Source organism: Burkholderia vietnamiensis LMG 10929, from assembly GCF_000959445.1.
Classification (GTDB): domain Bacteria; phylum Pseudomonadota; class Gammaproteobacteria; order Burkholderiales; family Burkholderiaceae; genus Burkholderia; species Burkholderia vietnamiensis.
The window spans coordinates 1,205,814-1,228,985 of sequence record NZ_CP009632.1; the positions used below are offsets into that span (position 1 = coordinate 1,205,814).

The 23,172-nt window shown below is 67.2% G+C and carries 15 protein-coding genes and 4 pseudogenes; 14 read left to right on the forward strand and 5 right to left on the reverse strand.

Going from position 1 to position 23,172, the window contains the following annotated elements:
- Window positions 1–12 precede the first annotated feature (12 nt).
- Window positions 13–3,063, reverse strand: a complete 3,051-nt coding sequence (gene ydiJ / locus AK36_RS30035; protein WP_045579902.1) for a D-2-hydroxyglutarate dehydrogenase YdiJ — start codon at window positions 3,061–3,063, stop codon at window positions 13–15.
- A gap of 153 nt (window positions 3,064–3,216) precedes the next feature.
- Between ydiJ and AK36_RS30040 the strand changes: the two genes are divergently transcribed.
- The 12 genes and pseudogenes from AK36_RS30040 (at window position 3,217) to AK36_RS30090 (ending at window position 16,727) form a co-directional block, all read left to right on the forward strand.
- A complete protein-coding gene (locus AK36_RS30040) occupies window positions 3,217–4,107 on the forward strand; it encodes a LysR substrate-binding domain-containing protein (RefSeq protein WP_034194411.1) in 891 nt (296 codons plus the stop codon).
- A gap of 245 nt (window positions 4,108–4,352) precedes the next feature.
- Entirely contained in the window at window positions 4,353–6,062 is a 1,710-nt protein-coding gene (locus AK36_RS30045) for a dihydroxyacetone kinase family protein (protein ID WP_045579903.1), read from the forward strand.
- Window positions 6,063–6,691: 629 nt separating this feature from the next.
- Window positions 6,692–8,077, forward strand: a pseudogene (locus tag AK36_RS30050) (MFS transporter).
- 286 nt (window positions 8,078–8,363) lie between these two features.
- Window positions 8,364–8,869, forward strand: a pseudogene (locus tag AK36_RS30055) (IS5 family transposase); the annotation flags it as partial.
- 129 nt (window positions 8,870–8,998) lie between these two features.
- A pseudogene (locus AK36_RS30060) lies at window positions 8,999–10,018 on the forward strand (IS110 family RNA-guided transposase).
- A gap of 279 nt (window positions 10,019–10,297) precedes the next feature.
- Window positions 10,298–10,475, forward strand: a pseudogene (locus AK36_RS34090) (IS5/IS1182 family transposase); the annotation flags it as partial.
- Between the two features lie 311 nt (window positions 10,476–10,786).
- Window positions 10,787–11,266 carry a MarR family winged helix-turn-helix transcriptional regulator gene (locus tag AK36_RS30065; RefSeq protein ID WP_045579904.1) on the forward strand — a complete coding sequence of 160 codons (480 nt, stop codon included), beginning with the start codon at window positions 10,787–10,789 and terminating at the stop codon, window positions 11,264–11,266.
- The gene (locus AK36_RS30070; RefSeq protein ID WP_045579905.1) at window positions 11,263–13,407 is read left to right on the forward strand and encodes an FUSC family protein; all 2,145 of its coding nucleotides are present in this window, start codon (window positions 11,263–11,265) and stop codon (window positions 13,405–13,407) included. The genes AK36_RS30065 and AK36_RS30070 overlap by 4 nt, the downstream gene beginning before the upstream one ends.
- Window positions 13,408–13,441: 34 nt before the next feature.
- A complete protein-coding gene (locus AK36_RS30075; RefSeq protein WP_011879627.1) occupies window positions 13,442–13,654 on the forward strand; it encodes a DUF1656 domain-containing protein in 213 nt (70 codons plus the stop codon).
- A 2-nt stretch (window positions 13,655–13,656) separates the two neighbouring features.
- Window positions 13,657–14,595 (forward strand): efflux RND transporter periplasmic adaptor subunit, encoded by a 939-nt coding sequence (locus tag AK36_RS30080; protein ID WP_034194408.1) that lies wholly within the window; start codon window positions 13,657–13,659, stop codon window positions 14,593–14,595.
- Complete coding sequence (locus AK36_RS30085) at window positions 14,592–16,103, forward strand: efflux transporter outer membrane subunit (RefSeq protein WP_045579906.1); 1,512 nt, start codon at window positions 14,592–14,594, stop codon at window positions 16,101–16,103. Before AK36_RS30080 ends, AK36_RS30085 begins: the two co-directional genes overlap by 4 nt.
- Window positions 16,104–16,301: 198 nt before the next feature.
- Entirely contained in the window at window positions 16,302–16,727 is a 426-nt protein-coding gene (locus AK36_RS30090) for a TOBE domain-containing protein (protein WP_034194406.1), read from the forward strand.
- A 287-nt stretch (window positions 16,728–17,014) separates the two neighbouring features.
- On the opposite strand, the gene AK36_RS30095 is transcribed toward AK36_RS30090, so the two are convergent.
- Entirely contained in the window at window positions 17,015–18,076 is a 1,062-nt protein-coding gene (locus AK36_RS30095) for a DMT family transporter (protein ID WP_045579907.1), read from the reverse strand.
- A 27-nt stretch (window positions 18,077–18,103) separates the two neighbouring features.
- Here AK36_RS30095 and AK36_RS33600 point away from each other — a divergent pair, with 27 nt between their 5' ends.
- Window positions 18,104–18,463, forward strand: coding sequence for a hypothetical protein (locus AK36_RS33600; RefSeq protein ID WP_144410699.1), 360 nt, complete (start codon window positions 18,104–18,106; stop codon window positions 18,461–18,463).
- Window positions 18,464–19,181: 718 nt separating this feature from the next.
- Here AK36_RS33600 and AK36_RS30100 read toward each other — a convergent pair.
- The 3 genes from AK36_RS30100 to AK36_RS30110 all read right to left on the reverse strand — a co-directional run bounded on the left by AK36_RS30100 (window position 19,182) and on the right by AK36_RS30110 (window position 21,928).
- The gene (locus tag AK36_RS30100; protein ID WP_045579908.1) at window positions 19,182–19,850 is read right to left on the reverse strand and encodes a ProQ/FINO family protein; all 669 of its coding nucleotides are present in this window, start codon (window positions 19,848–19,850) and stop codon (window positions 19,182–19,184) included.
- A gap of 805 nt (window positions 19,851–20,655) precedes the next feature.
- Window positions 20,656–21,147 (reverse strand): flavodoxin family protein, encoded by a 492-nt coding sequence (locus AK36_RS30105; RefSeq protein WP_045579909.1) that lies wholly within the window; start codon window positions 21,145–21,147, stop codon window positions 20,656–20,658.
- A 127-nt stretch (window positions 21,148–21,274) separates the two neighbouring features.
- The gene (locus AK36_RS30110; protein WP_045579910.1) at window positions 21,275–21,928 is read right to left on the reverse strand and encodes a TetR/AcrR family transcriptional regulator; all 654 of its coding nucleotides are present in this window, start codon (window positions 21,926–21,928) and stop codon (window positions 21,275–21,277) included.
- A gap of 84 nt (window positions 21,929–22,012) precedes the next feature.
- Here AK36_RS30110 and AK36_RS30115 point away from each other — a divergent pair, with 84 nt between their 5' ends.
- Entirely contained in the window at window positions 22,013–23,137 is a 1,125-nt protein-coding gene (locus tag AK36_RS30115) for an MBL fold metallo-hydrolase (protein ID WP_045579911.1), read from the forward strand.
- Window positions 23,138–23,172 lie beyond the last annotated feature (35 nt).

The following is a 23,172-nucleotide window of genomic DNA, read 5'->3' on the forward strand; positions in this document are numbered from 1 at the left end:
GCCGTCCGCCCGTCAGTCTGCCGCTCGCACCTGATCGAGCAACGCCTGCAACGGATGCCGCAGTTGCTTCGACGACATGCGCTTCACCTGGCTGCGGCACGAGTACCCGGTCGCCAGCGCCTCGCCTCGTTCCGCGGAACCATCTACGTGCGCCGCCCACGATTGCGCATAGATCGCCTTCGACGTCGCGAGATTGCGCGCCTCGTGCCCATAGGTGCCCGACATCCCGCAGCAGCCGGCCGCCTCGACCGTCAGGCGCAGACCGCGCCGCGCGAATAGCTGCGCCCATTGCCTGCCGCTGTCCGGTGCGTTGGTCCGCTCGGTGCAGTGCGGCAGCAGCCGAAACGCGGCGCCCGACGCGCGGCCCGCGCGGGCTTCCGGCAACGCATCGAGCAGCCACTCCTGCGGCAGCGCGACCTGCGGCACGTCGACGAGCCCGGTCACCTTCAGGTATTCCTGCCGATACGTGAGCGTCATCGCCGGATCGAGGCCGACCAGCGCGACGCCCGAGCGTGCAAGCGCGGCGAGCTGCGTCGCGTTGCGGATCGCCGCCCGCTCGAACGCGCGCAGAAAGCCCTGCACGTGCAGCGCCTTGCCGTTCTGCGCGAGCGGCGCGAGCCATACCTGGAAACCGATGCGCGCGGCCAGTTCGATCAGCGTCGCCAACTGCTCGGTGTCGAAGTAACGCGTGAACGTGTCCTGCACGATGACCACACTGCGCGCGCGCTGCGCGTCGGTCAGCGCGGCGAGCGCGTGCGGATCGGCCGGCCGCACGCGCCATTGCCGCAGCGCGGCCGCGAGATCGAAGCGGCTCAGCAGCGGGCTGTCGACCATGCCGACCTGACGCTCGAGCAGCGTGCGCACCCACCCGGCCGCCATCATCCGGTTGTACAGCGCGGGCACGCGTGCGAGCCACGGCATCGTGAATTCGAGCGAGCCGATCAGATAGTCGCGCAGCGGCCGCTGATAGCGCTGGTGATACAGCTCCAGAAAGCGCGAGCGGAACTCGGGCACGTTGACCTTGACCGGGCACTGCCCCGCACACGACTTGCACGCGAGGCAGCCGGCCATCGCGTCGTACACCTCGTGCGAGAAGTCCGCTGCGCCGTTGCGCGCGGCGCGGCTGTTGCGCCAGCGCGTGACGATGCCCGTCGCCCACGGCTGCCGCACACGCGCCGCCGCGACGACGTCGACGCCCGCCTGTCCTTGCAGGCGCAACCATTCGCGCATCAGCGAGGCGCGCCCCTTCGGCGACTGCACGCGCTCGCGCGTCGCCTTCCACGACGGACACATCGCGTCGTCCGGGTCGAAGTTGTAGCACGCACCGTTGCCGTTGCAGTGCATCGCGGTGCCGTAGCTGCGCCACACGCGCTCGTCGATCTGCCGGTCGTGGTCGCCGCGCGTCGGCACCTCGTCGATCTTCAGCAGCCGCAGCGTGCGCAGCGGCGGCGTCGCGATCTTGCCGGGATTCAGCTGGTTGTGCGGATCGAACGCGGCCTTCAGCTGCTGCAGCGACGGATACAGCTCGCCGAAGAACGCCGGCGCGTATTCCGACCGCACGCCCTTGCCGTGCTCGCCCCATAAAAGGCCACCATGCCGCTGCGTGAGCGCGGCCACCGCGTCCGACACCGGCCGCACCAGCGCCGCCTGCTTCGGGTCCTTCATGTCGAGCGCGGGGCGCACGTGCAGCACGCCGGCGTCGACGTGGCCGAACATCCCGTATTGCAACCCGTGAGCATCGAGCAGCGCGCGGAATTCGGCGATGTATTCGGCGAGGTTCTCGGGCGGCACCGCGGTGTCCTCGACGAACGGCTGGGGGCGCGCCTCGCCCTGCACGTTGCCGAGCAGCCCGACCGCGCGCTTGCGCATCGCGTACACGCGCTTGACCGCTTCAGCGCCGCTCGCGAGCGTGTGGCCGAGCCGCTCGACGCTCGTATCGGTGCGCAAATGCTCGACGAACGCATGCACGCGCGCATCGACGTCATGGGCGTCGTCGCCGCTGAATTCGATCAGGTTGATGCCGAGCGTCGGACGCCCGTCGTCCTGCGGGAAATACTCGGCCACGCTGCTCCAGACGAAATCCTTCATCGCGAGCATCAGCACCTTCGAGTCGACCGTTTCGATCGACAGCGGCCGATGGGCGAGCAGCGCGCGCGCATCGCGCAGCGCGTCCATGAAGCCGCCATAGCGCACGTTGACCAGCACCGAGTACTTCGGGATCGGCAGCACGTTCAGCTTCGCTTCGACGACGAAGCCGAGCGAGCCTTCGGCGCCGCACAGCACGCTGTTGAGATTGAAGCGGCCGTCGGCTTCGCGCAGGTGCGCGAGGTCGTAGCCGGTCAGGCAGCGATTGAGCTTGGGGAATTTCGCGTCGATCAGCGCCGCCTGTTCGTCGCGGATGCGGCGCGCGGTGCGATACACGTCGCCGACGCGGTCCTGCCGCGCGCAGCGGCGTTCGAGTTCGGCTTCGTCGACGGCGTCGCTGCGTAGTTGCTCGCCGCCGAGCAGCACGAAGTCGAGCGCGAGCACGTGGTCGCGCGTCTTGCCGTAGGTGCAGCTGCCCTGCCCGCTTGCGTCGGTGTTGATCATCCCGCCGATCGTCGCGCGATTCGACGTCGACAGCTCCGGCGCGAAAAACAGCCCGTGCGGCTTCAGCGCGGCATTGAGCTGATCCTTGACGACGCCGGCCTGCACGCGCACCCAGCGCTCGTCGGCGTTGATTTCGAGAATCCGGTTCAGGTTGCGCGACAGGTCGACGATCACGCCGTCGGTCAGCGACTGCCCGTTGGTGCCGGTGCCGCCGCCGCGCGCCGCCACCGCGACGCCGCGATGCTCGGGCTGCGCGAGCACGCGCGCGAGCAGCCGCACGTCGTCCGCATGCGCGGGGCTGATGACCGCTTGCGGCAGGCGCTGATAGATCGAGTTGTCGGTGGCCTGCACGGTGCGGTTCGCGTGGTCGGCGCGGATTTCGCCGGCGAAACCGCCAGCCTGCAGCGCGGCGAGGAAGTCGCGGTAACGGGCCTCGAGCGGGCTGACGGGACGGGACAACGAAGCGATCGGCATGGAATGGCAGCGCAAAGTGATGGGAGCCGTTGCGCGGCCTCGATTAAAACCATGAGTTTTGAGCAAGTTTCCACGCGCGCGGGAAATCCAGTATCTTGCGGAAGGGTCCGACGAACAAACGAATTCTGCCCCATCAACGCTTGCATAAAACTCATGAATTATCGCCGCCTGACCCCGTCGATGTCGCTCTTGCTGGTGTTCGAAGCCGCCGCACGGCACGAGAGCTACACGCGTGCCGCCGACGAGCTGTCGCTGAGCCAGAGCGCGATCAGCCGGCAGGTGCAGACGCTCGAGGCTCAACTCGGCGTCGCGCTGTTCCGGCGCGAGGGCCGCTCCGTGAAGCTGACCGAGGTCGGGCGGCGCTACTTCGCCGAAGTGAGCGGCGCGCTCGGGCGCATCCGCGGCGCGACGCTGCAGGCGATGTCGCATCAGGCCGGCGCCGGCACGCTGCGGCTCGCGACGTTGCCGACCTTCGGTTCGAAATGGTTGCTGCCGCATCTGCACGGCTTCTACGCCGCGCATCCGGGCGTGACGGTGCATCTGCATTCGCGGATCGGCGCGATCGACTTTCACACCGACGACGTCGATGCGGCCATCACGGTCGGCACCGGCGACTGGCCGGGCCTGCACGCGCACCGGCTGTCCAACGAATTCCTGATCGCGATCGCCAGCCCGGCCGCTGCCGGGCAGCGCAACGCCAAGGCGCGGGCGCCCGCCTGGGCGGCCGGCCAGACGCTGCTGGGCGTGACCAGCAATCAGCACGCGTGGGCCGAGTGGTTCGCGCATTTCGGCCTCGATCATCGCGACATGCGGGTCGGGCCGAGCTTCGAGCTGACGTCGCACCTGATCCAGGCCGTGCGGGCCGGCATCGGCATCGGCCTGGTGCCGAAGGTGCTCGTCGAAGACGAACTGACCCGCCACGAGCTCGTGCCGATCGGCGACGCGATCACGAGCCGGCGCAGCTACTATCTCGTGTATCCGCCGGAAAACGAAACGCTGCCGTCGCTGGCCGCGTTTCGCGAATGGCTGCTGAAAGCGTGCTGACAAATCGTGCCGACGACGACACGCTCGCTCGGCGCGAGCCGCCATGCGGGCGTCGGCCTGCGCATGCGACCGATGCGTCGAGGCCCCCTGAGCGACGCCATTTTCGTTACATTCGTGCTACGAATGCTCGGATGCTACGTCACGCGGCGGGCGGCGCTTCATTGCCGCCGCCCACCGCGTACGATCAACCGCCCGCAGACCGCCCGGTTCGGCCGCCCTGCGCACCACCGTCAGGAACCCTCGCCATGAAGAAGCTCGTGAACCTCCCGTCCGATGTCGTTAGCGAAATGCTCGAAGGCATCGCGCGGCAGTCGCCGCATGTCGCGATCCTCGGCGACGAGCACGTGCTCGTGCGCCAGCCGCTGCCCGAGCCGTCGCGCCGGCCGGTCGCCGTGCTGTCCGGCGGCGGCAGCGGCCACGAGCCCGCGCACGGCGGTTACGTCGGCGAAGGCATGCTGAGCGCGGCCGTGTGCGGCGAGGTGTTCACGTCGCCGTCGACCGACGCCGTGCTCGCCGCGATCCGCGCGAGCGCCGGGCCGAACGGCGCGCTGCTGGTCGTGAAGAACTACACCGGCGACCGCCTCAATTTCGGGCTGGCCGCCGAACTCGCCCGCACGGAAGGCATCCCGGTCGAGATGGTGATCGTCGCCGACGACGTGTCGCTGCGCGGTGTCGTCGAGCGCGGCCAGCGGCGCGGCATCGCCGGCACCGTGCTGATTCACAAGCTGGCCGGCGCCGCCGCCGCACGCGGGCTGCCGCTCGCGCGCGTCGCGGCCGTCGCGCGCGAGGCGGCCGCCGAGCTCGGCACGATGGGCGTCGCGCTGGATGGCTGCACGATCCCCGGCGCGGACAAGTCCGGGTTCAGCCTCGCCGATCACGAGATCGAGCTGGGCCTCGGCATCCACGGCGAGAAAGGCGTCGAACGCACCGCGCCGCTGCCGGCCGACGCGCTGGTCGAGACGCTGCTGTCGCGCATCGTCGCCGACCTCGTGCTCGATCGCGGCGAACGCGTCGCGCTGCTGGTCAACGGCCTCGGCGCGACGCCCGACATGGAGCTCGCGATCGTGCTGCGCGCCGCGTACGACAACCTGACCCGGCGCGGCATCACGGTCGCACGCGCCTGGGCCGGCACGTTCCTGTCGGCGCTGAACATGCCGGGCTGCTCGATCTCGCTGCTGCGGCTGAACGACGAACGGGCCGCGCTGCTCGACGCGCCGACGCAGGCGCGCGCATGGCCCGGCGGCGGCGCAGTGAACCCGCATGTTCGAATCGACGCGCCGGTCGCGCACGAGCCGCCGCCCCAGCCGGTCGATGCGGCCGCGAGCGCATGGGCTGCGCGTTTGCAGCCGGCGCTGCGCGCGGTCGCGCAAGCACTGCTCGACCACGAAGCGACGCTGACGGAGCTCGATACCGCGGCCGGCGACGGCGATCTCGGCGCGAGCATGCATCGCGCCGCGCAGGCGATCCTCGCGCTGCCGGACACCGCCTACGGCGCGCCGGCCGCTACGCTCGCGGCGTTGGGCGCCGCGTTGCGGCGCGCGATCGCCGGCAGTTCGGGACCGTTCTATGCGAGCGCGTTGTTGCGCGCATCGCGGCGCCTTGCCGACGCGTCGGACCCCATCGCGCCGTCCGCGCGCGACTGGGCGGCTGCGCTGCGCGGCGCAGCCGACGCGATCAGCGAACTCGGGGGCGCGCGCGCGGGCGACCGCACGATGCTCGATGCGTTGGTGCCGGCCGCCGACGCGTTCGGCCGCGCGCTCGATCACGACCACGACGTCGCGAGCGCATGGGCGGCCGCCGTGCAGGCCGCCGAACACGGCGCGCGGCAAACGGCCGACATGCCGCCGCGCGCGGGACGGGCGAGCTATCTCGGCACGCGCGCGCTCGGTACGCCGGACGGCGGCGCCGTGGCCGTCACGTACTGGCTGCGCGCGTTGCTGCCGCACGTGCGGTAGGCGGGGCGCGGGCGCCGCGGGCAGGCGTTTGCGGCCATCGCGTGCGTGGTAGGGCTGGGCGCGGCGTGGCGCACTCGGTTCGGCATCGTTGTCGCCGGCCGGCGCGCTCGCGGGGTGCGTCGCTGGAGGCATGGAACCGCCCGCCATGTCGCCCGCGACCGGCTGTGCGCGTTGCAGCCACACGTGCGGTAGAAGGGGCGCGGGCGGGCGTGTGCGGCCATCGCGCGCGTGGTAGGGCTGGGCGCGGCGTGGCGCACCCGGTTTGGCGTCGTTGTCGTCGGCTGGCGCGCTCGCGTGGTGCGTCGCTGGAGCGGACCGCCATGTCGCCCGCGTCGCGGGAGGTAAAGCGGACGCTGCAAACGGGGGCCGCAGCAAGCGCGCGCGACGCGTGGTATGTCGTGCCGTGCTGTGCATTGTTGTGCCGCTTCGGGCCATGCCTTGCCATGCGGTCCCGCTCTGCGCCGCGGGGGCCTCGCATCACCTCGCATCACCACCCCACCCCAGCTCCCCTCCCCGGGGAAAACCCCGATCCTCACATCGTCCTATGACATCCGGCGTCGCTAATTGGCGGGATTACTTTGATCCTCGTCGGCGCCCGTCCGGGCGCATGCTGATAGCGAGGATCCCTCATGCGATACGTGCCATCGATGACTTCCGTTTCCGCGGCCGCTTCCGTTGCGGACGACGCGGCTTCCCGCGGCGATGAGCCGCACTGTCTGCCGCGCGTCGCGATCGCGGCCGCGGCCCTCGGCAATGCGACCGAATGGTTCGACTACGGCATTTACGCGTACGGGCTCGCCTATATTTCGGCCGCGCTGTTTCCGGGCAGCACGGCCAGCGCGACGCTGTTCGCGCTCGGCACGTTCGCGATCTCGTTCCTGATCCGTCCGCTCGGCGGCCTGTTCTGGGGCCCGCTCGGCGACCGCCTCGGCCGCAAGCGCGTGCTCGCGCTGACCGTCCTGACGATGTCGGGCGCCACGCTGCTGGTCGGCGTGCTGCCGACCTACGCGAGCGCCGGCTGGCTCGCGCCGGCCGCCCTGATCGTGCTGCGCATGGTGCAGGGCTTCTCGACCGGCGGCGAATACGGCGGCGCGGCGACCTTCATCGCCGAATACGCGCCCGACGCGCGACGCGGCCTGTGCGGCAGCTTCCTCGAGTTCGCGACGCTCGCCGGGTTTTCGCTCGGCGCGCTGCTGATGCTCGGCTTCGCGCTGCTGCTCGGCGACACCGCGATGCACGCCTGGGGCTGGCGACTACCGTTCCTCGTCGCGGCGCCGCTCGGGCTGATCGGCTTCTACCTGCGCTCGCGCCTCGAGGAAACGCCGGTGTTCCGCGAGCTCGAAGAACAGGCGCAGCGGCGCGAGCAGAGCGCCGCGGCCGCCGCGCTGCCGCTCGGCCGGCTGCTGGTCCGCTATGCGAGGCCGCTGCTGCTGCTCGGCGGGCTCGTCGTGGCGCTGAACGTCGTCAACTACGTGCTGCTCGCGTACATGCCGACCTAAATGCACAAGGAACTCGGCGTCAGCGAAAACCTGTCGCTGTTGATTCCGCTGCTCGGCATGCTCGCGATGATGGTGCTGCTGCCGTTCGCCGGCTGGCTGTCGGATCGCGTCGGCCGCAAGACGATGTGGTGGATCTCGCTCGTCGGGTTGTTCGTCGCGGCCGTGCCGATGTTCGCGCTGATGACGCACGGCGTGCTCGGCGCATTCGTCGGCTTCGCGGTGCTCGGCCTGCTGTACGTGCCGCAGCTCGCGACCATTTCCGCGATGTTCCCGGCGATGTTTCCGACCCACGTGCGCTATGCGGGCATGGCGATCGCGTACAACGTGTCGACGTCGCTGTTCGGCGGCACCGCGCCGATCGTCAACGACTGGCTGATCGGCAAGACCGGCAACACGATGATCCCCGCCTACTACATGATGGCCGCGTGCGCGGTCGGGCTCGTCGCGCTGTCGGCGGTGATCGAGACGCGCGGCTGCTCGCTGCGCGGCGACGCGGTACCGGGGCAAGCACGTTGACGCGCGACCGAGCACGCAGCGCCTCCCATAAACGGTAACCGTCGAATCGCCCGCCGCCCGGCACCGGACGGCGGGCGATCTGCGTTTCAGGTGCGGCGGATTGGCGATGTCGTCGCCGCGCGCGCATGATCGCGCGGCCGTCCGTTTCGATCTCGCATGCGCGGCCGTCGACACCGGTTGCTTGGCGAGGCTCCGAGGCGCCGGCGCTTTCGCGTGCGGCTCCTTAGGGTCTGTTTACATTCAACGAAATGTGTTTACATCTTGTCTTTTGCGCGAGCAGGCCAAGATGATTCGAACGTTACTGAGCAACGAGGTATGGGCACGAATCGAATCGGTGTTGCAGGGCAAGGAAGGCGATCCAGGGCGAACGGCGACCGACAATCGCTGGTTTATCGAAGGGGTTCTGTGGATTGGCCGGACCGGTTGCCCGTGGCGCGATCTGCCGAAGGAATTCGGACGATGGCATACGGTGTACATGCGCTTCTCCCGGTGGCGTCGCAAAGGCGTGTGGGGGCGCGTTGCGCACGCAGTGTCCGACGAAGCGGAGATCAAACGCGTGCTGATCGACTCGACCATCGTGCGTGCGCACCAGCATTCGGCCGGGGCCCGAAAAAAAGCGGCCCGCAAGGGCTCGGGCGTTCGCGCGGTGGACTGACGACCAAGCTGCATCTGGCTGTCGATGAAGCCGGGCGCCCCCTGCGAATGATCGCCACCGAAGGACAGGTCTCGGATATTTCCCGTGCGCACGAATTGGTTGAGCATTTGCGCACAGGTGCTGTGATCGCCGACAAATGAAATGAACGCGTCCCACCCTGCGGCCGAGTGGGAGGAAACGGAAGGGTGTGGACCCTCACGGGCCAACGGCATCGATGTGCCTAGGTGGAAAATGCACGCATTTCCAAAGCAACCGGAGGATCCACGATGGACAGTATTGCAGTCGGTGTAGACATCGCCAAGCACGTGTTCCAGGTTCATTACATCGATCAGGAAACGGGCGAAATCGTGAACAAGCCTATCAAGCGGGCCAAGTTTCTTGAGCACTTTGCCAACCGTGCCAGATGCCTGATCGGAATGGAAGCCTGCGGTGGAGCGCACCACTAGGCGAGGCAGTTGATCCAGATGGGCCACGAAGTCAGGTTGATGCCGGCGGAGTTCGTGAAGGCATTCAACATTCGGAACAAGAGCGATGCGGCCGATGCCAAGGCGATCTGGCTGGCGGTGCGGCAGCCCGGCAAGCCGGTGGCGGTGAAAACGGAAATGCAGCAGGCGATGTTGACGTTGCACCGGATGCGCGAGCAACTGGTGAAGTTCCGCACGATGCAGAGCAACGGACTGCGAGGGCTGCTGACGGAATACGGCGAGGTGATGAGCCGGGGCCGCGCGAAACTGGATGGCGAGATTCCGGCGGTGCTGGGGCGGCTTGCAGAGCGATTGCCAGTAGCGTTGATCGCCACGTTGCGCGAGCACTGGAACGAGCTGGCGAGGCTGGACGGACAGATTGCCGAGATCGAGCGACGCATGCGTGCGTGGCAGAAGGAGAACCGGGCTGTGAAGGCGATCAGCGAGATTCCCGGTGTCGGCCTTCTGACGGCGACGGCAGCGGTGGCGATGATGGGTGACGCAAAGGCATTCAGATCAGGTCGAGAGTTTGCGGCATGGGCGGGACTGGTGCCGGAGCAGACGGGCTCAGGTGGCAAGGTGAATCTGCACGGTATCAGCAAGCGCGGCGACACGTATTTGCGCACGCTGCTGATTCACGGTGCACGCAGCGTTCTGACACACGCGAAAGATCCTGGCCCCTGGGTCGAGCAGATGAAGAAGCGGCGACCAATGAACGTAATCGTCGTCGCGTTGGCCAACAAGATGGCAAGAACGATCTGGGCCGTGCTGGCTCACGATCGGCAGTATCAGAAAGGCTACGTGAGTGTGAGACCCGTTTGAACAGGCCAACACCGGGTTGAAGATAAACGTTTAACACAGGGTGAACGTCGAAAGGTTGCGCAGCAATCGAGTGCGATGACAAGCCAGGTAGGACCGGGACTCGCTAAACCTGTATAGCCTGATGAGCTTCGAGCTCGCCGGACAAATGAGGTGCGAGTCAGCGAATTTCATAGGGGCCTGCAGCAGTTGTACCGGCTGCAACAAGGCCGGATATAAAGCTGCAGCCCATCCTGTCAGTCTGAACCCACGAAAACTGTTGCAAACGGGACGCGTTCATATAAAGGCTATGACTCGGATGCCTTCGTGAACACCATCCGCGCTGCACATGCGAAGGCCGTTATTCCACCGCGCTCGAATCGAAAGACCAAGCGGCTCCACTCGTTACGACAAGCTCGCAGGCAACTATCTCGCCTTCGCGGTGCTTACCTGCGCCTTTGGGCCGCTGGTGAGAATGTGAACAGGACCTAGTGCAATTGCGTGCGGTGTGACGCGGGTGTCGCGTGCCGCGCGCGACATCGCGCATGGCGCGTGCCCGGTGTACTGCACCGCTATGGCGCACGTCGACACCAACGGTACGACTAATCGATCGGTCGGGCGATGCGGCACCGCACCACCCGCTTGTCACCGGCTCGCGAATCGGAGCTTCGTCGGTCGGCGCACCGCGGCTTTGGACGGCCGTTGCGCGGCCGATGCACAGAAGCTGCAAGACATCCGCATGACAAAAACGGTAGTTTGCTATCGAATTACTTTGCCCCTATCATCTCGTGCATGACGAATCTGCCCGATCTCCGCCTCGCCGTCAGCAGCCTGCTGGTGCTCAGCGCGCGCAAGTGGCGCCGCACCAGCGACGCGGTGCTGACCGCATACAACGTGTCCGAGGCCTGCGCCACGCCGCTGCTGATCGCCGGGCGCCTGGGCGAAGGCGTGCGCCAGGGCACGCTGGCCGAACACGTCGGCATCGAAGGGCCGTCGCTCGTGCGGCTGCTCGACCAGCTGTGCGCGGCCGGTCTCGCGCGCCGCGACGAGGACCCGTACGATCGTCGCGCGAAAACGATCTCGCTGACGGCCGCCGGCCGCTCGGTCACCGCGAAGATGGAAGAAGACCTGCGCGTGCTGCGCGCGCAGGTGCTCAAGGGCGTGTCGCGCGCCGACCTCGAGGCGACGCTGCGCGTGCTGAATGCGTTCAACGCCGCCGACGTGCCGAACCCGGCCCCGGGCACGCCGCAATCCGCCAGTTCCGCGTCATGACCTTTCCGAGCCTTCGCGACTGGCTGTTCTCGGGCAAGACGTTCGCCGCGTCGATGCTCGCGCTGTACCTCGGCCTGTATTTTCAGCTGCCGCGTCCGTACTGGGCGATGGCGAGCGTCTACATCGTGTCGAACCCGTTCGTCGGCGCGACGCGTTCCAAGGCGCTGTATCGCGCGCTCGGCACCGCGCTCGGCGCAGCCGCCGCGATCCTGTTCGTGCCGCCATTCGTCGAGACGCCGATCCTGTTCAGCATCATCGTCGCGACGTGGTGCGGCACGCTGCTCTACCTCGCGATCTCGGACCGCACCGCGCGCAGCTACGTGTTCATGCTGGCCGGTTACACGATGCCGCTCATCGCGCTGCCGACGGTGGCCGATCCGTCGACGATCTTCGACGTCGCGATCGCCCGCACCGAGGAGATCGTCCTCGGCATCGTGTGCGCGAGCGTGGTCGGCAGCACCGTGTTCCCGAACCGGCTCGCGCCGACGCTGATCGAACGCACCGATGCATGGTTCAAGGATGCCGCGTTCTACGGGCGCGAGACGTTGTCCGGGCATCTCGCGGGCAAGGCGCTGTCCGCGTGCCGCCAGCGCCTCGCCGCCACCATCACCGGCCTCGAGTTTCTGCTGAGCCAGCTGAGCTACGACCACGCGCATCCGCGCGTGCTCGAGCGCGCGCAGGCGCTCGCGGGCCGGATGCAGCTGTTCCTGCCGCTGATGTCGTCGCTGGCCGACCCGCTCGTCGCGCTGATGCGCGAACTGAAAGTGCGCCCGCCCGGGCTCGACGCGCTGCTCGCCGACGCCGCGAAGTGGTTCGATGCGCCGCTGCCGGCCGTGAAGGCCGACACCGGCGGCGAGATGGCGCACGATCCGGCCGCGGACGACCTGCGCGCGCGCATCGCGGCGCTGCAGCCGCCCGACAGCGCACTCGCGAGCTGGGACGGCGCGCTGCTGTCGAACGCGCTGTGGCGTCTGCGTCAGGTCATCGACATCTGGCAGGACTGCCGCTCGCTGCGCGCGCTGATCGCGAACGAGTCGGGCATCTGGCAGCCGCGTTTCAGGCACTGGCGGCTCGGCGGCACCGAGCGTTTCTTCGATCGCGGGATGATGCTGTTCTCGACGCTGACCGTGGCCGGCGCGATCGTGTTCGCGTGCTGGCTGTGGATCGCGTCGGGCTGGCACGACGGCGCCGGCGCGGTCACGCTGGCCGCCGTCGCGTGCAGCTTCTTCGCCGCGCTCGACGAGCCCGCACCGCTCGTGTTCAAGTTCTTCCTCGCGACCGCCGCGAGCGTCGTGTTCGCGGGCCTGTACCTGTTCGCCGTGCTGCCGCACGTGCACGACTTCGCGATGCTCGTGCTGATGTTCGCCGGCCCGTTCATCCTGATCGGCACGCTGCTGCCGCGCCCGCAGTTCAACATGGTGACGATGCTCGTCGCCGTCAACACGGCGACCTTCATCAGCATCCAGAGCGCGTACGACGCCGACTTCTTCGTGTTCCTGAACAGCAACCTCGCCGGTGTCGCCGGGTTGCTGTTCGCGTATCTGTGGACGCGCGCGACGCGGCCGTTCGGCGCCGAACTCGCCGTGCGACGGCTGCTGCGCTCGGGCTGGGAGGACGTCGCGCGCTCCGCGTCGACGCAGCCGCTCGACGACCAGCGCAACCATGCGTCGCGGATGCTCGATCGCGTCACGCAATTGCTGCCGCGGCTCGGCGCGTCGGACGATCATCGTCATCCGTCGATCGAGAGCTTCCGCGACCTGCGCATCGCGCTGAACGCGCTCGACCTGCGCCGCGCGCGCCGCAGACTGTCGGGCGACGTGCCCGATGCGATCGACCGCGTGCTGGCCGGCGTCACCGATCACTACGCGCACTGCGCGGCCGCCAACGCACGGCAGCCGGCGCCGCCCGCGCTGCTCGCGTCGATCGACGATGCGCTGCGGCGCGTGGCGGGCCGCACCCGGCCGCACGCCGCGTCGGCCGGCGCGGCGGAGGCCGGCGCGACGCCTGCGGCACCGACGTCGCGCGCCGCGCACCGGCGCTTGCGCAATACGCTGCACGCGCTCGTCGGGCTGCGGCTGTCGCTGTACCCGGCCGCGGCCGCGCAGCCGCCGCAGGCCACGGCGGACGGAGCACGCGCATGATCCGGCTTTCCCACCCGTCCTTCCGAGCGCGACCATGATCGGCGAAATCGACATCTTCGGCGTATTCGTGCCGGCTCCCCTCGTGCTGATGCTGATCGCGTATCTGATCAACATCGTCGTGCGCGCGCTGCTCGAGCGCGTCGGCTTCTACCGCCTCGTCTGGCACCGTTCGATCTTCGATCTCGGCATCTACGTGTTCGTGCTTGCCGCCGTCGTGGTCGTGTCTCACCATCTCGTGGCTAGCTAATCGTGAAAAAAACCTGGTACTCGGCAGGACAGATCCTGCTCACGCTGATCGTCGTCGTCGTGGCCGCCCTCGTGTTGTGGCGCATCATCAATTACTACATGTTCTCGCCGTGGACCCGCGACGGGCACGTGCGCGCCGACGTGATCCAGGTCGCGCCGGACGTGGCCGGCCTCATCACGTCGGTGCAGGTCGCCGACAACCAGGAGGTCAAGCGCGGCCAGGTGCTGTTCGTGATCGATCAGGCGCGCTACACGCTCGCGCAACGCCTCGCCGAAGCGACCCTCGCGCAGCGCCGCGCGACGCTCGCCCAGGCGAAGCGCGAATATGCGCGCAACCTGCAGCTCGGCAATCTGGTGGCGAGCGAACAGGTCGAGGAAAGCCGCACGCGCGTCGAGCAGGGCGAAGCCGCCGTCGCCGATGCGCAGGTGTCGCTCGACACCGCGAAACTGAATCTCCAGCGCACCACGATCGTGAGCCCGGTCGACGGCTATCTGAACGATCGCGCGCCGCGCACCGGCGAATACGTGGCGGCCGGCCGTGCGGTGCTGTCGGTCGTCGATCGCAACTCGTTCCGCGTGGACGGCTATTTCGAGGAAACCAAGCTGCGCGGCATCCATATCGGCGAGCCGGTCGACATCGTCGTGATGGGCGAGCCGCATCCGCTGCGCGGCCACGTGCAGAGCATCGTCGCCGCGATCGAGGATCGCGACCGCACGCAGGGCGCGAACCTGCTGCCGAACGTGAACCCGGCATTCAGCTGGGTGCGGCTCGCGCAGCGCGTGCCGGTGCGCGTCGTGCTCGACGAGGTGCCGGACGATTTCCGGATGATCGCCGGCCGCACCGCGACCGTCGCGGTGCGCTCGCATGACGCGCGCCGTGACGACAAGACGCGGCCGGCATCGGCGCCCGCCGCGGCCAGCGCGACTGGAGCATCGCAATGAAGCGGCATGGGCTGCGCCTCGCGGCGGCGCTCGCGCCGCTCGCGCTCGCACTCGGCGCGTGCAAGTCGGTCGGCCCCGATTACGCGCTGCCGCAGCACGCATACGTGAATGCGCCGCTCGCGAACCATGCGCTCGACGATGCGGACGGCGCGCTCGTCTCGCGCGATGCGGTGCCCGGCAACTGGTGGCAGCTGTACGACGATCCGGTGCTGAATGCGCTGGTGCAGAGCGCGCTGAAATCGAACACCGACCTGCGCGTCGCTGCAGCGAACCTCGCGCGCTCGCGCGCGGCGCTGGAGGTCGCCAACGAACAGGGCGGCTTCTCGGGCCACGCCGAAGCCGGCGTGCAACGCGCGCAGGAATCGGCCGAACAGTATCTGCTCGAGAACAAGCTGCCGGTCGTCAACGAAGGCGCGGTCGGCATCAACGTGTCGTACGAGCTCGATCTGTTCGGCAAGCTGCGGCGTGGCGTCGAGGCCGCGCACGCGGACAGCGACGCGGTGCAGGCGGCGGCCGACCTCGCGCGCATCACCGTCGTCGCGGATGTGGTGCGGGCGTACGTCGAGTCGTGCTCCGCCGGCGACGAACTCGCGATCGCGAAGCAGTCGCTCGCGCTGCAGCAGCAGCGTGTGAAGCTGTCGCAGCGGCTGCGCGACGCGGGACGCGGCAATCAGACCGACGTGACGCGCGGCGTCACGCAGGTACGCACGCTGTCGGCCGACATCCCGCGCTTCGAAGGCCGGCGCAAGATCGCGCAATACCAGCTCGCCGCCTTGCTCGCGCGAGCGCCCGCAGATCTGCCGAAGGCCGTCGCCGAATGCGAGCGGCTGCCGCAGCTGCGCCAACCGATCCCGATCGGCGACGGCGCCGCGCTGCTGCGCCGCCGTCCCGACGTTCGCGAAGCCGAGCGCCAGCTCGCGGCTGCCACGGCCCGCATCGGCGTGGCAACCGCCGCGCTGTATCCGTCGGTGAGCATCGGGTTATCCGCGGGTTCGGTCGGCGTCGCCGCCGATCTGTTCTCGTCGACCACCAACCGCTGGTCGTTCGGGCCGCTGATCAGCTGGGCGTTCCCGATCAACGGCCAGCGTGCGCGCGTGCGCGAAGCCGAAGCGGCGACCGGCGGCGCGCTCGCGCACTTCGACGGCGTCGTGCTGAACGCGCTGCGCGAAACGCAGTCGAGCCTCGCGACCTATGCGGCCGACGTGCAGCGCACCGACGCGCTGCGCACGGCCTACGAATCGGCGCGAAGTTCCGCCGACGAAACGCACCGGCTCTATATGGCCGGGCGCGAGTCGTTCATTTCGGATCTGGATGCGACGCGCACGTTGACGAGCGTGCGCGCGCAGGTCGCGGCGGCTGAGGGGCAGGTTGCGGCGGATCAGGTCAGGTTGTTCCTCGCGCTCGGCGGGGGGTGGGAGGGCGATGGGGAGGTGGTGGCGGGCGTGGCGGCGGGTTCGGCACCAGCATCGGCGGCGGCTAAGTCGGCGGCATCGGCAATGGGTCGGTAAGTTTCCGTGTGGCGACAAAGCGCGACGAGCGTGTCGCGTCTACTACCGCCCCGCGGTCGCGGTTGCGTTCACGCGCAATCGCCGTTGCGGAGAAGACCGCGCCGACATCGCGCCGCACCCGCATTCCCGATAAACTCGTCTGCGGTTTTCGTCCTTCGCTCGCCGCGCGTCGCGCGGCTCACTTCCCGGAGAGTCCTCATGCGAACCAGCGCCCGTAACCAATTCCCCGGCCGGATCGACGTCGTCAAGCCCGGCGCCGTCAACGACGAAGTCACGCTGCGTACCGACAATGGCCTCGAGATCGTCGCCGTGATCACGCACGGCAGCGCAGCGTCGCTGGGCCTCGCGGCGGGGACGAATGCCTTCGCGCTCGTCAAGGCGTCGTCGGTGATCGTGATGGTCGACGTCGACAGCAGCAAGGTATCGGCCCGCAACTGCATCGCCGGCACCGTGTCGTCGATTGCGAAAGGCGCGGTGAATTCCGAAGTCGTGATTCGCGCGGCCGGCGGCGCCGAGATCGTCGCGATCGTTACCAACGATAGCGTCGATCGTCTCGGTCTCGCGAGCGGCAAGGCCGCATCCGCAGTCTTCAAGGCATCGAGCGTGATCGTCGCCGTCGCGTGATTGGCCGTTCACGCAGCTGAGCGCCGTAACGACCCGGAGCAGTTGGCGACACCCGTATGCGTTGGCTGCGCAAATCAGCTTGCGGGCATAGCAACAAGATCGATGCTTTGAAGACATCCGCCGCGACGTCGTCGGCGTGGCCGCCACGCGTTAGCGCCGGCATGGGCGAGCGCGCGGTAAGTGCCGCGCTCGCACCGAATAATCAGCATTGATACCGCAGGGGAACGAGGAACGACGCCCCATAAACGGTTACCTTGCCGTCCAGGCAGACGACGTCCTCGTCTTTGTCAGTGCCGATGACGGTGATGAATGTCCGGAAAATGCGCGTGACTGTGCGTGATCGGCAGATGCACGTGCGGATGGGTGTGCGGCTCGTTGCCGTCGTACGGAAAGTCGTGCGCGTGCTGATGGTGTTCGTCGTGACGATGCCGGTGCGCGTGTTCGAGCCGTTCGTGCGCGTGCTCGTGTTCGTGCCGCTCGCGCACATGCAGCCAGATGCCGAGCGCCATCAGTGCGGAGGCGGCCCAGAACGTGACGGACGGCAGCGCCGGCCAGATCAACAGTGACAGCAAGACGCCGAACAGCGGCGCCACGGAGAAGTACGCACCCGTGCGTGCGCTGCCGAGGTGGCGCAGCGCGACGACGAACAGCACGAGACTGATGCCATATCCGCCGAGTCCGGTGAGCATCGCGGCGAGCGTAATCGGAACGGTCGGCAACGCGGCGCCCGTCGCGAGCGCGATGGCGATATTCACCGGGCCCGCGACGAGGCCCTTCACGCATGCGATGACCATCGCATCGTTCGCGGCGACCTTGCGCGTCAGGTTGTTGTCGATCGCCCAGCACAGACAGGCGCCGGCAATCAGCAGCGCACCGGCCGGCACGCCCGCCTGGGCCGGCGCCCACGACAGCAGGATGCCCCCGGCGACGATCGCCACCATGCCGCCGAACACCTGCAGATCGACGTTCTCGCGGAATACGACCCACGCGATGACGGCGGTCAACACGCCTTCCAGATTGAGCAGCAACGCGCTCGTCGCGGCCGGCGTCGTCGACAGCCCGAGCATCAGCAGCGCAGGGCCTGCGATGCCGCCGGCCGCGATCGCTCCGGCGAGCCAAGGCAGCTCGGCACGTTGCAGCGGTGCGGCGCCATCCGTCGACGGACGGTGCCCGCGCAATGCGCGCAGGCCGATTACAACCCCGAGGCCGACACCGCTGCCGAGATAGAAAAGACCTGCGACCATGAACGGCGACATCGTACCGATCAGCGCCTTGGCGAGCGGCGTCGCAGCGCCGAACAAGATGGCGGCTGTGAGCGCGACGAGAATCGCGGAGTGTCTGGGGTTCATGATGCGGATTGGCGTTGAGTGTCGGGAGTGGATATCGGTATTGTGCGCCGGGAGATCGGGCCAACGGGCGACGGGCAGTGCTTCAGCGAAATCGGTTTTGCGGTGCGCTTACATCGAGCGCCGGGCAGCGCGATTCGGTTGAGCTTTCGGCTGTGGGTGGTATTGCGTCGCGCGCATGATGCGTGCCGGCGCGGCGGTTCGGGCGAGACATTATGGCGGTTGCGGCGCGCGGCGACAATCGACGTAAGGCAATCGCGGCGCGGCGTGGTGATTGCGCATCGGGGCTCGCTGACGTGCTGGCCGATCGGGCGCGGCGAAGCCGATTCTGCGATATGGATTCGTGCGGAGCTACTCGGCCGGCTCTTCGTCGGAGATCCGTCGGCGTGAGTCGCGCCCAGGTGTGGCGATATCAGTAGCCCGAACTATTATTGTTTGCGGTGAATCTGTTCGTGAGGCTGCAACTTGCGATTGCGTATACGGCTTCGTATCGGATTTATATCCGCTCGATGCGATTGATGCGTTGCCTGCGTTGCCTGCGTTGCCTGCGTCGTCGCGTGTCTGCGTGTCTGCGTGTCTGCGTGTCTGCGGTTCTGCGTGTCTGCGGTTCTGCGGTTCTGCGTGTCTGCGGTTCTGCGGTTCTGCGGTTCTGCGGTTCTGCGGTTCTGCGGTTCTGCGGTTCTGCGGTTCTGCGGTTCTGCGGTTCTGCGGTTCTGCGGTTCTGCGGTTCTGCGGTTCTGCGGTTCTGCGGTTCTGCGGTTCTGCGGTTCTGCGGTTCTGCGGTTCTGCGGTTCTGCGGTTCTGCGGTTCTGCGGTTCTGCGGTGCGCGGGGAGCGCGCGGAACGGCGGGCGGTCGGGATAGTTCGTCGATTGGGGTCGACAGCCAAGGGCGCGGCGACAAAGCAGACACCAGTGACCGACGGGTCAAGTGCCGTCGACCGCCAGGCGGTTCGATGCCGGTGCAATGATGGAAATCAGATGATGGTGGTGTGGGCAGCGCAGGTCGTACCGACGCGCCCTCTAGCATTCGCCGGTCCGTCACACGATGCGCTGCATGCGCAGCGCGGGCTGGATGTTGCCGCGCGCTCGCGCGGCAACACATCGGGCGTTACTCGTTCGCGGCCGTCTGCTGTTCGGCCTGCGGTGCTGCGTCCGACGGCGCATCCGTCGGTGCGTCTGCGGGTGCCGGCTGCGATGCCGCTGAATCGACAGGCGCCTGCGCTTTCGGCTGCTGCGGTGCACCCTTTGCCGCCTGCGCCCCACCCTTGCCCGGCCGGCGCGATTTCAATAGGCGCGCGCGCGCGGCATCGTCGTGCGTCACGCGACCGGCTTCGTTACCTTGCAGATCGACCCGCACCGCGTCTTCGACGAGACACGACCAATAACGATTGCCGCGGCACCACGTGGACATCGCTTCGCGCAACTCCGCTTCGCTCAGCCCGACGGACTGCGCCTCGCGCGCGAGGTCGTCCCAGATGCCGACCTTCAGGGGCACCTTCGGAGCCGGATTCTTCGGGAATGCGCGCGGGAACCGACGCTGCAGTTTGCCGATCGCGACGATGACCGGATCGACCGGCGTCGACGGTTTCGCCGAAGCGGGCTTGGCGCCGGACGGCGCTTTGGCCGGGGCACCCGATTTGGCCCCGCGAGCCGGCCGGTTGCCCGACTTGGGCTTTGCACCCGCATCCGGTTGCGTTGCCGGTTGCTTCGCGTTGCGCTCCTGCTTGGCCTTAGCTGCGAGCTGCGCCCGCAATTCGGCAAGTTGTTCAAAACCCATAAATTCAATCCACCAGGAATATAAGGCGTGGTTCGTGCAGCCGCTTCGCACATCGACATGCCGCATCGCATGCGGCTTGTTGCTGCCGCTGCACGCGATTGCGGGGCCGCATCGCCATCGCCGCTGTTTCAGGCACCCGGCCACGATGCCGGAGAAGGCAGGAGTGGAAGTATACCGGTACGCGCGACGGTCGGTTCGCCGACGGGTTCATATTTGGCCGGAACCGCGGCCGCGGGGCGTCCGAATCGGCGTGCTGCGCATTATCGCTGCGTTTTCGTCGAATAACGACCGTACGTTACGTAGCGCCGCTTTACCCGCGTTTGGGTGCGGTGCGCAATGCATGTAACGCGTGCGTTGGTCCGCCGCGGGAAATCTGGACGCTGTCATTGGCGGCGCTGGCGTTCGCATGTCGCATTACGGGTCATTCAACATATGGCGGTGCCAGCCTTTGCATGCCGCATGAAGCGCGGTCGGTGCATTCAGCGATTCACGTCACACGCGGTCGTGGTGGGCTTGGTTGCGTGCGCATCGATATGCATCGCATGCCATGTGGTTGCGCGGACGATGGCGGCGACGGGAGGTGGCATCGGGCATCTCCGGTCAACGGCAGGTGCCAACGACGATGGGCAACATCTACATCGGATCCGGCACTACAACGGAAATTGGCGCAGTGCGCCTCGTCCTCATTACATCGAAGCTGCGAATCTTCCAATTGGTAGCAACGGCGCCGCGTACTGGGAAGCGTCGCGTATGGGCCGCAGGTTGCGACTGCTTCGTATCAAGGGGTTCGCATGGACGCCGTCGATCAAAACACGCCAAGCGCTAACCCGGCAGCAAACGCTGCACCGATGTCCGCGCAGCGCTCGAGATCCTCGCGGTCGATCATTTTCGGCGCGAGGATACGCTCGGGCGTCTGCGCGTGAGTGCAGACGATCAAGCCCGGCACCACACACCTGAGCCGCCATCCGGTCGCGATTCGATCGATCTGGCGCAGCGCGTTCTGTCCGTCGCTGCCCGCACAAATCATCGCCGCATACGGACGACCGTTCACGCGATCGACCGCCGCGTAGTAACAGCGATCGAAGAAGTCTTTCATCATCCCGGACATCGCCGCGAGATTTTCCGGCGTCGCGAACAGATACGCGTCGGCGGCGAGCACGTCGTCTGCGTGCGTCACGTCGGCACGCTGCAGCCGAACGTCGACGCCCGGCTGCTCGCGCGCCGCGACGGCGGCCGCTTCGACCATTTGCCGTGTGCCACCGGTCATCGTGTGATAGACGATTAACAGCGTCTTCATCTGTATTCGCTCTCTCTATTCGGTCGCGTCAGATTCAACCGCGCCGATGGCGGGTAGCGGAGTGCGCGTGGGCCCGCATCTGCGCGTTGTCCAGTTGCGGCGCGTGACTGCTGCATTGGATACCGGATTAGCCCCGCGCCGGCGCCGACGAATCCGCGTCGGCCGGATGGCCGTAGTACGTGAGAAACATGTCCGCGGCCGCTTGCGCGACCTTTTGCTGCTGCGGAACTTCGAGCGGCGGCTGGCCAAGCGTCACTTGCGGCCAGAACGCGAACGCCTTCACGATGCCATGCAGTTGGTGGGCAGCGAATTCCGGATCGGGAGCGGACAGGCGACCGGCCGCCGCGGCCGCGCGAATCCAGACGGTCAAATCCTCCTCGCGTTCGCCAATGCGCTCCACCATGTCGCGTGAACGTTCCGGCGAGTGAATGACGGCGCCGATCGCAACGCGTGCCAGTGCGAGAAACGCTTCGTCGCTCAGCAGCCGCAGTTTGCGGTCAAGCAATACGAGCAACTGCTCCCGCAGCGGCACGTCTGCGCGATAAGCGGACACGCCGACGGTGCACGTCGCATCCCATAAGCGATGCAGGATCGCGGCGAACAACGCCTCCTTGCCGGGGAAATGGTTGTACACCGTGCGCTTCGACACATTTGCGCGCGCGGCGATGCGATCCATGCTGGTCGCGTCGTAGCCTGCCGCGAGAAATTCCTTGATCGCGGCATCAAGGATGGCCGCTCGCTTTCTTTCGGTCAGGCGCTCAGAGGGTGTGTTCGTATTCATGAAAGAAATTCTATACCGTTGAGTTTACTTTTCGCCCAACAGATCTACACTGCTCGGTATACTTTTATTGACGGGAAATCAAATATGGCGTCCCCGCTCGTTTTTCTTCATCGGGTCCTCGGTATCGCAGCCGCGAGGCGTGGCCGCGATTTGTCCGGCGGCTCGCCACAACACGATGGCGAGCGCTTCCGCAACACGACGGCAAGGCCCGCGGAGAGTTTTGGCAAGACGCTTCGCATCGCCTGGAACATGCTGTTCAACAAACCGCGCAACACGGTGCCGACGGGCGTTTTACCAATCGATCCGCTTACTCGCGAGCAACTCGACGCAGCTCCGGATCGGAGCCTGTATCGGCTCGGGCATTCGACGTTGCTATTCAAGTTGCGCGGCGAATTCTGGTTGACGGATCCGGTATTCGCCGAGCGAGCATCGCCGTTTCGGCGCGTGGGCCCAAAACGCTTCCATGCGCCGCCGATTGAACTCGGCGATCTACCGCCGTTGCGCGGCGTGATACTTTCCCACGATCACTATGATCACCTCGATCGCGATGCGGTGAGCGCGCTGGCGGACACCACGAGTGTCTTCGTTACGACGCTCGGTGTCGGCGACCGCCTGATCGAATGGGGCATCGACGCCGGGAAGGTGCGCCAGCTCGACTGGTGGCAAAGCGTTGACGTCGCCGGCCTGACGCTCACCGCGACGCCCGCCCAGCATTTTTCGGGGCGCAGCCTGTTTGACGGCAATAGCACGCTGTGGGCGTCGTGGGTCATCGTTGACGACGAACTGCGCATGTTCTTTAGTGGCGACACCGGGTACTTCGACGACTTCCGAATGATCGGCGAGCGCCTCGGACCGTTCGATGTGACATTCGTCGAGACCGGAGCGTACGACCCGCAATGGCCGTACGTGCATATGCAGCCGGAGGAGACAGTCCAGGCCCATATCGATCTGCGAGGACATACGCTGATTCCGATTCATAACGGCACATTCGATCTCGCGATGCATTGCTGGCACGAACCGTTCGAACGTGTCACCGCGTTGTCGGTCGCCCACGGCATTCAATTGTCGACTCCAAGGATGGGCGAACGGGTGGATCTCAATGAGCCGCATCGCGGCGAACGGTGGTGGCGAACAGTTAAGCAGGCATTGGCAGCGCCCTCCAAGAAGGCGTGGCGATGGCCATTGTGCGCAGCGCGATCGGTGAAGTAGACGCACGGGGTCGGGGCTGCGATGCGTCGATTTGT

Bases quoted from the DNA above. Each gene is read 5' to 3' on its own strand.
- ydiJ (WP_045579902.1), bottom strand. From the start codon at position 3,063: ATGCCGATCGCTTCGTTGTCCCGTCCCGTCAGCCCGCTCGAGGCCCGT.
- AK36_RS30040 (WP_034194411.1), top strand. From the start codon at position 3,217: ATGAATTATCGCCGCCTGACCCCGTCGATGTCGCTCTTGCTGGTGTTC.
- AK36_RS30045 (WP_045579903.1), top strand. From the start codon at position 4,353: ATGAAGAAGCTCGTGAACCTCCCGTCCGATGTCGTTAGCGAAATGCTC.
- AK36_RS30065 (WP_045579904.1), top strand. From the start codon at position 10,787: ATGACGAATCTGCCCGATCTCCGCCTCGCCGTCAGCAGCCTGCTGGTG.
- AK36_RS30070 (WP_045579905.1), top strand. From the start codon at position 11,263: ATGACCTTTCCGAGCCTTCGCGACTGGCTGTTCTCGGGCAAGACGTTC.
- AK36_RS30075 (WP_011879627.1), top strand. From the start codon at position 13,442: ATGATCGGCGAAATCGACATCTTCGGCGTATTCGTGCCGGCTCCCCTC.
- AK36_RS30085 (WP_045579906.1), top strand. From the start codon at position 14,592: ATGAAGCGGCATGGGCTGCGCCTCGCGGCGGCGCTCGCGCCGCTCGCG.
- AK36_RS30090 (WP_034194406.1), top strand. From the start codon at position 16,302: ATGCGAACCAGCGCCCGTAACCAATTCCCCGGCCGGATCGACGTCGTC.
- AK36_RS30095 (WP_045579907.1), bottom strand. From the start codon at position 18,076: ATGAACCCCAGACACTCCGCGATTCTCGTCGCGCTCACAGCCGCCATC.
- AK36_RS30100 (WP_045579908.1), bottom strand. From the start codon at position 19,850: ATGGGTTTTGAACAACTTGCCGAATTGCGGGCGCAGCTCGCAGCTAAG.
- AK36_RS30105 (WP_045579909.1), bottom strand. From the start codon at position 21,147: ATGAAGACGCTGTTAATCGTCTATCACACGATGACCGGTGGCACACGG.
- AK36_RS30110 (WP_045579910.1), bottom strand. From the start codon at position 21,928: ATGAATACGAACACACCCTCTGAGCGCCTGACCGAAAGAAAGCGAGCG.
- AK36_RS30115 (WP_045579911.1), top strand. From the start codon at position 22,013: ATGGCGTCCCCGCTCGTTTTTCTTCATCGGGTCCTCGGTATCGCAGCC.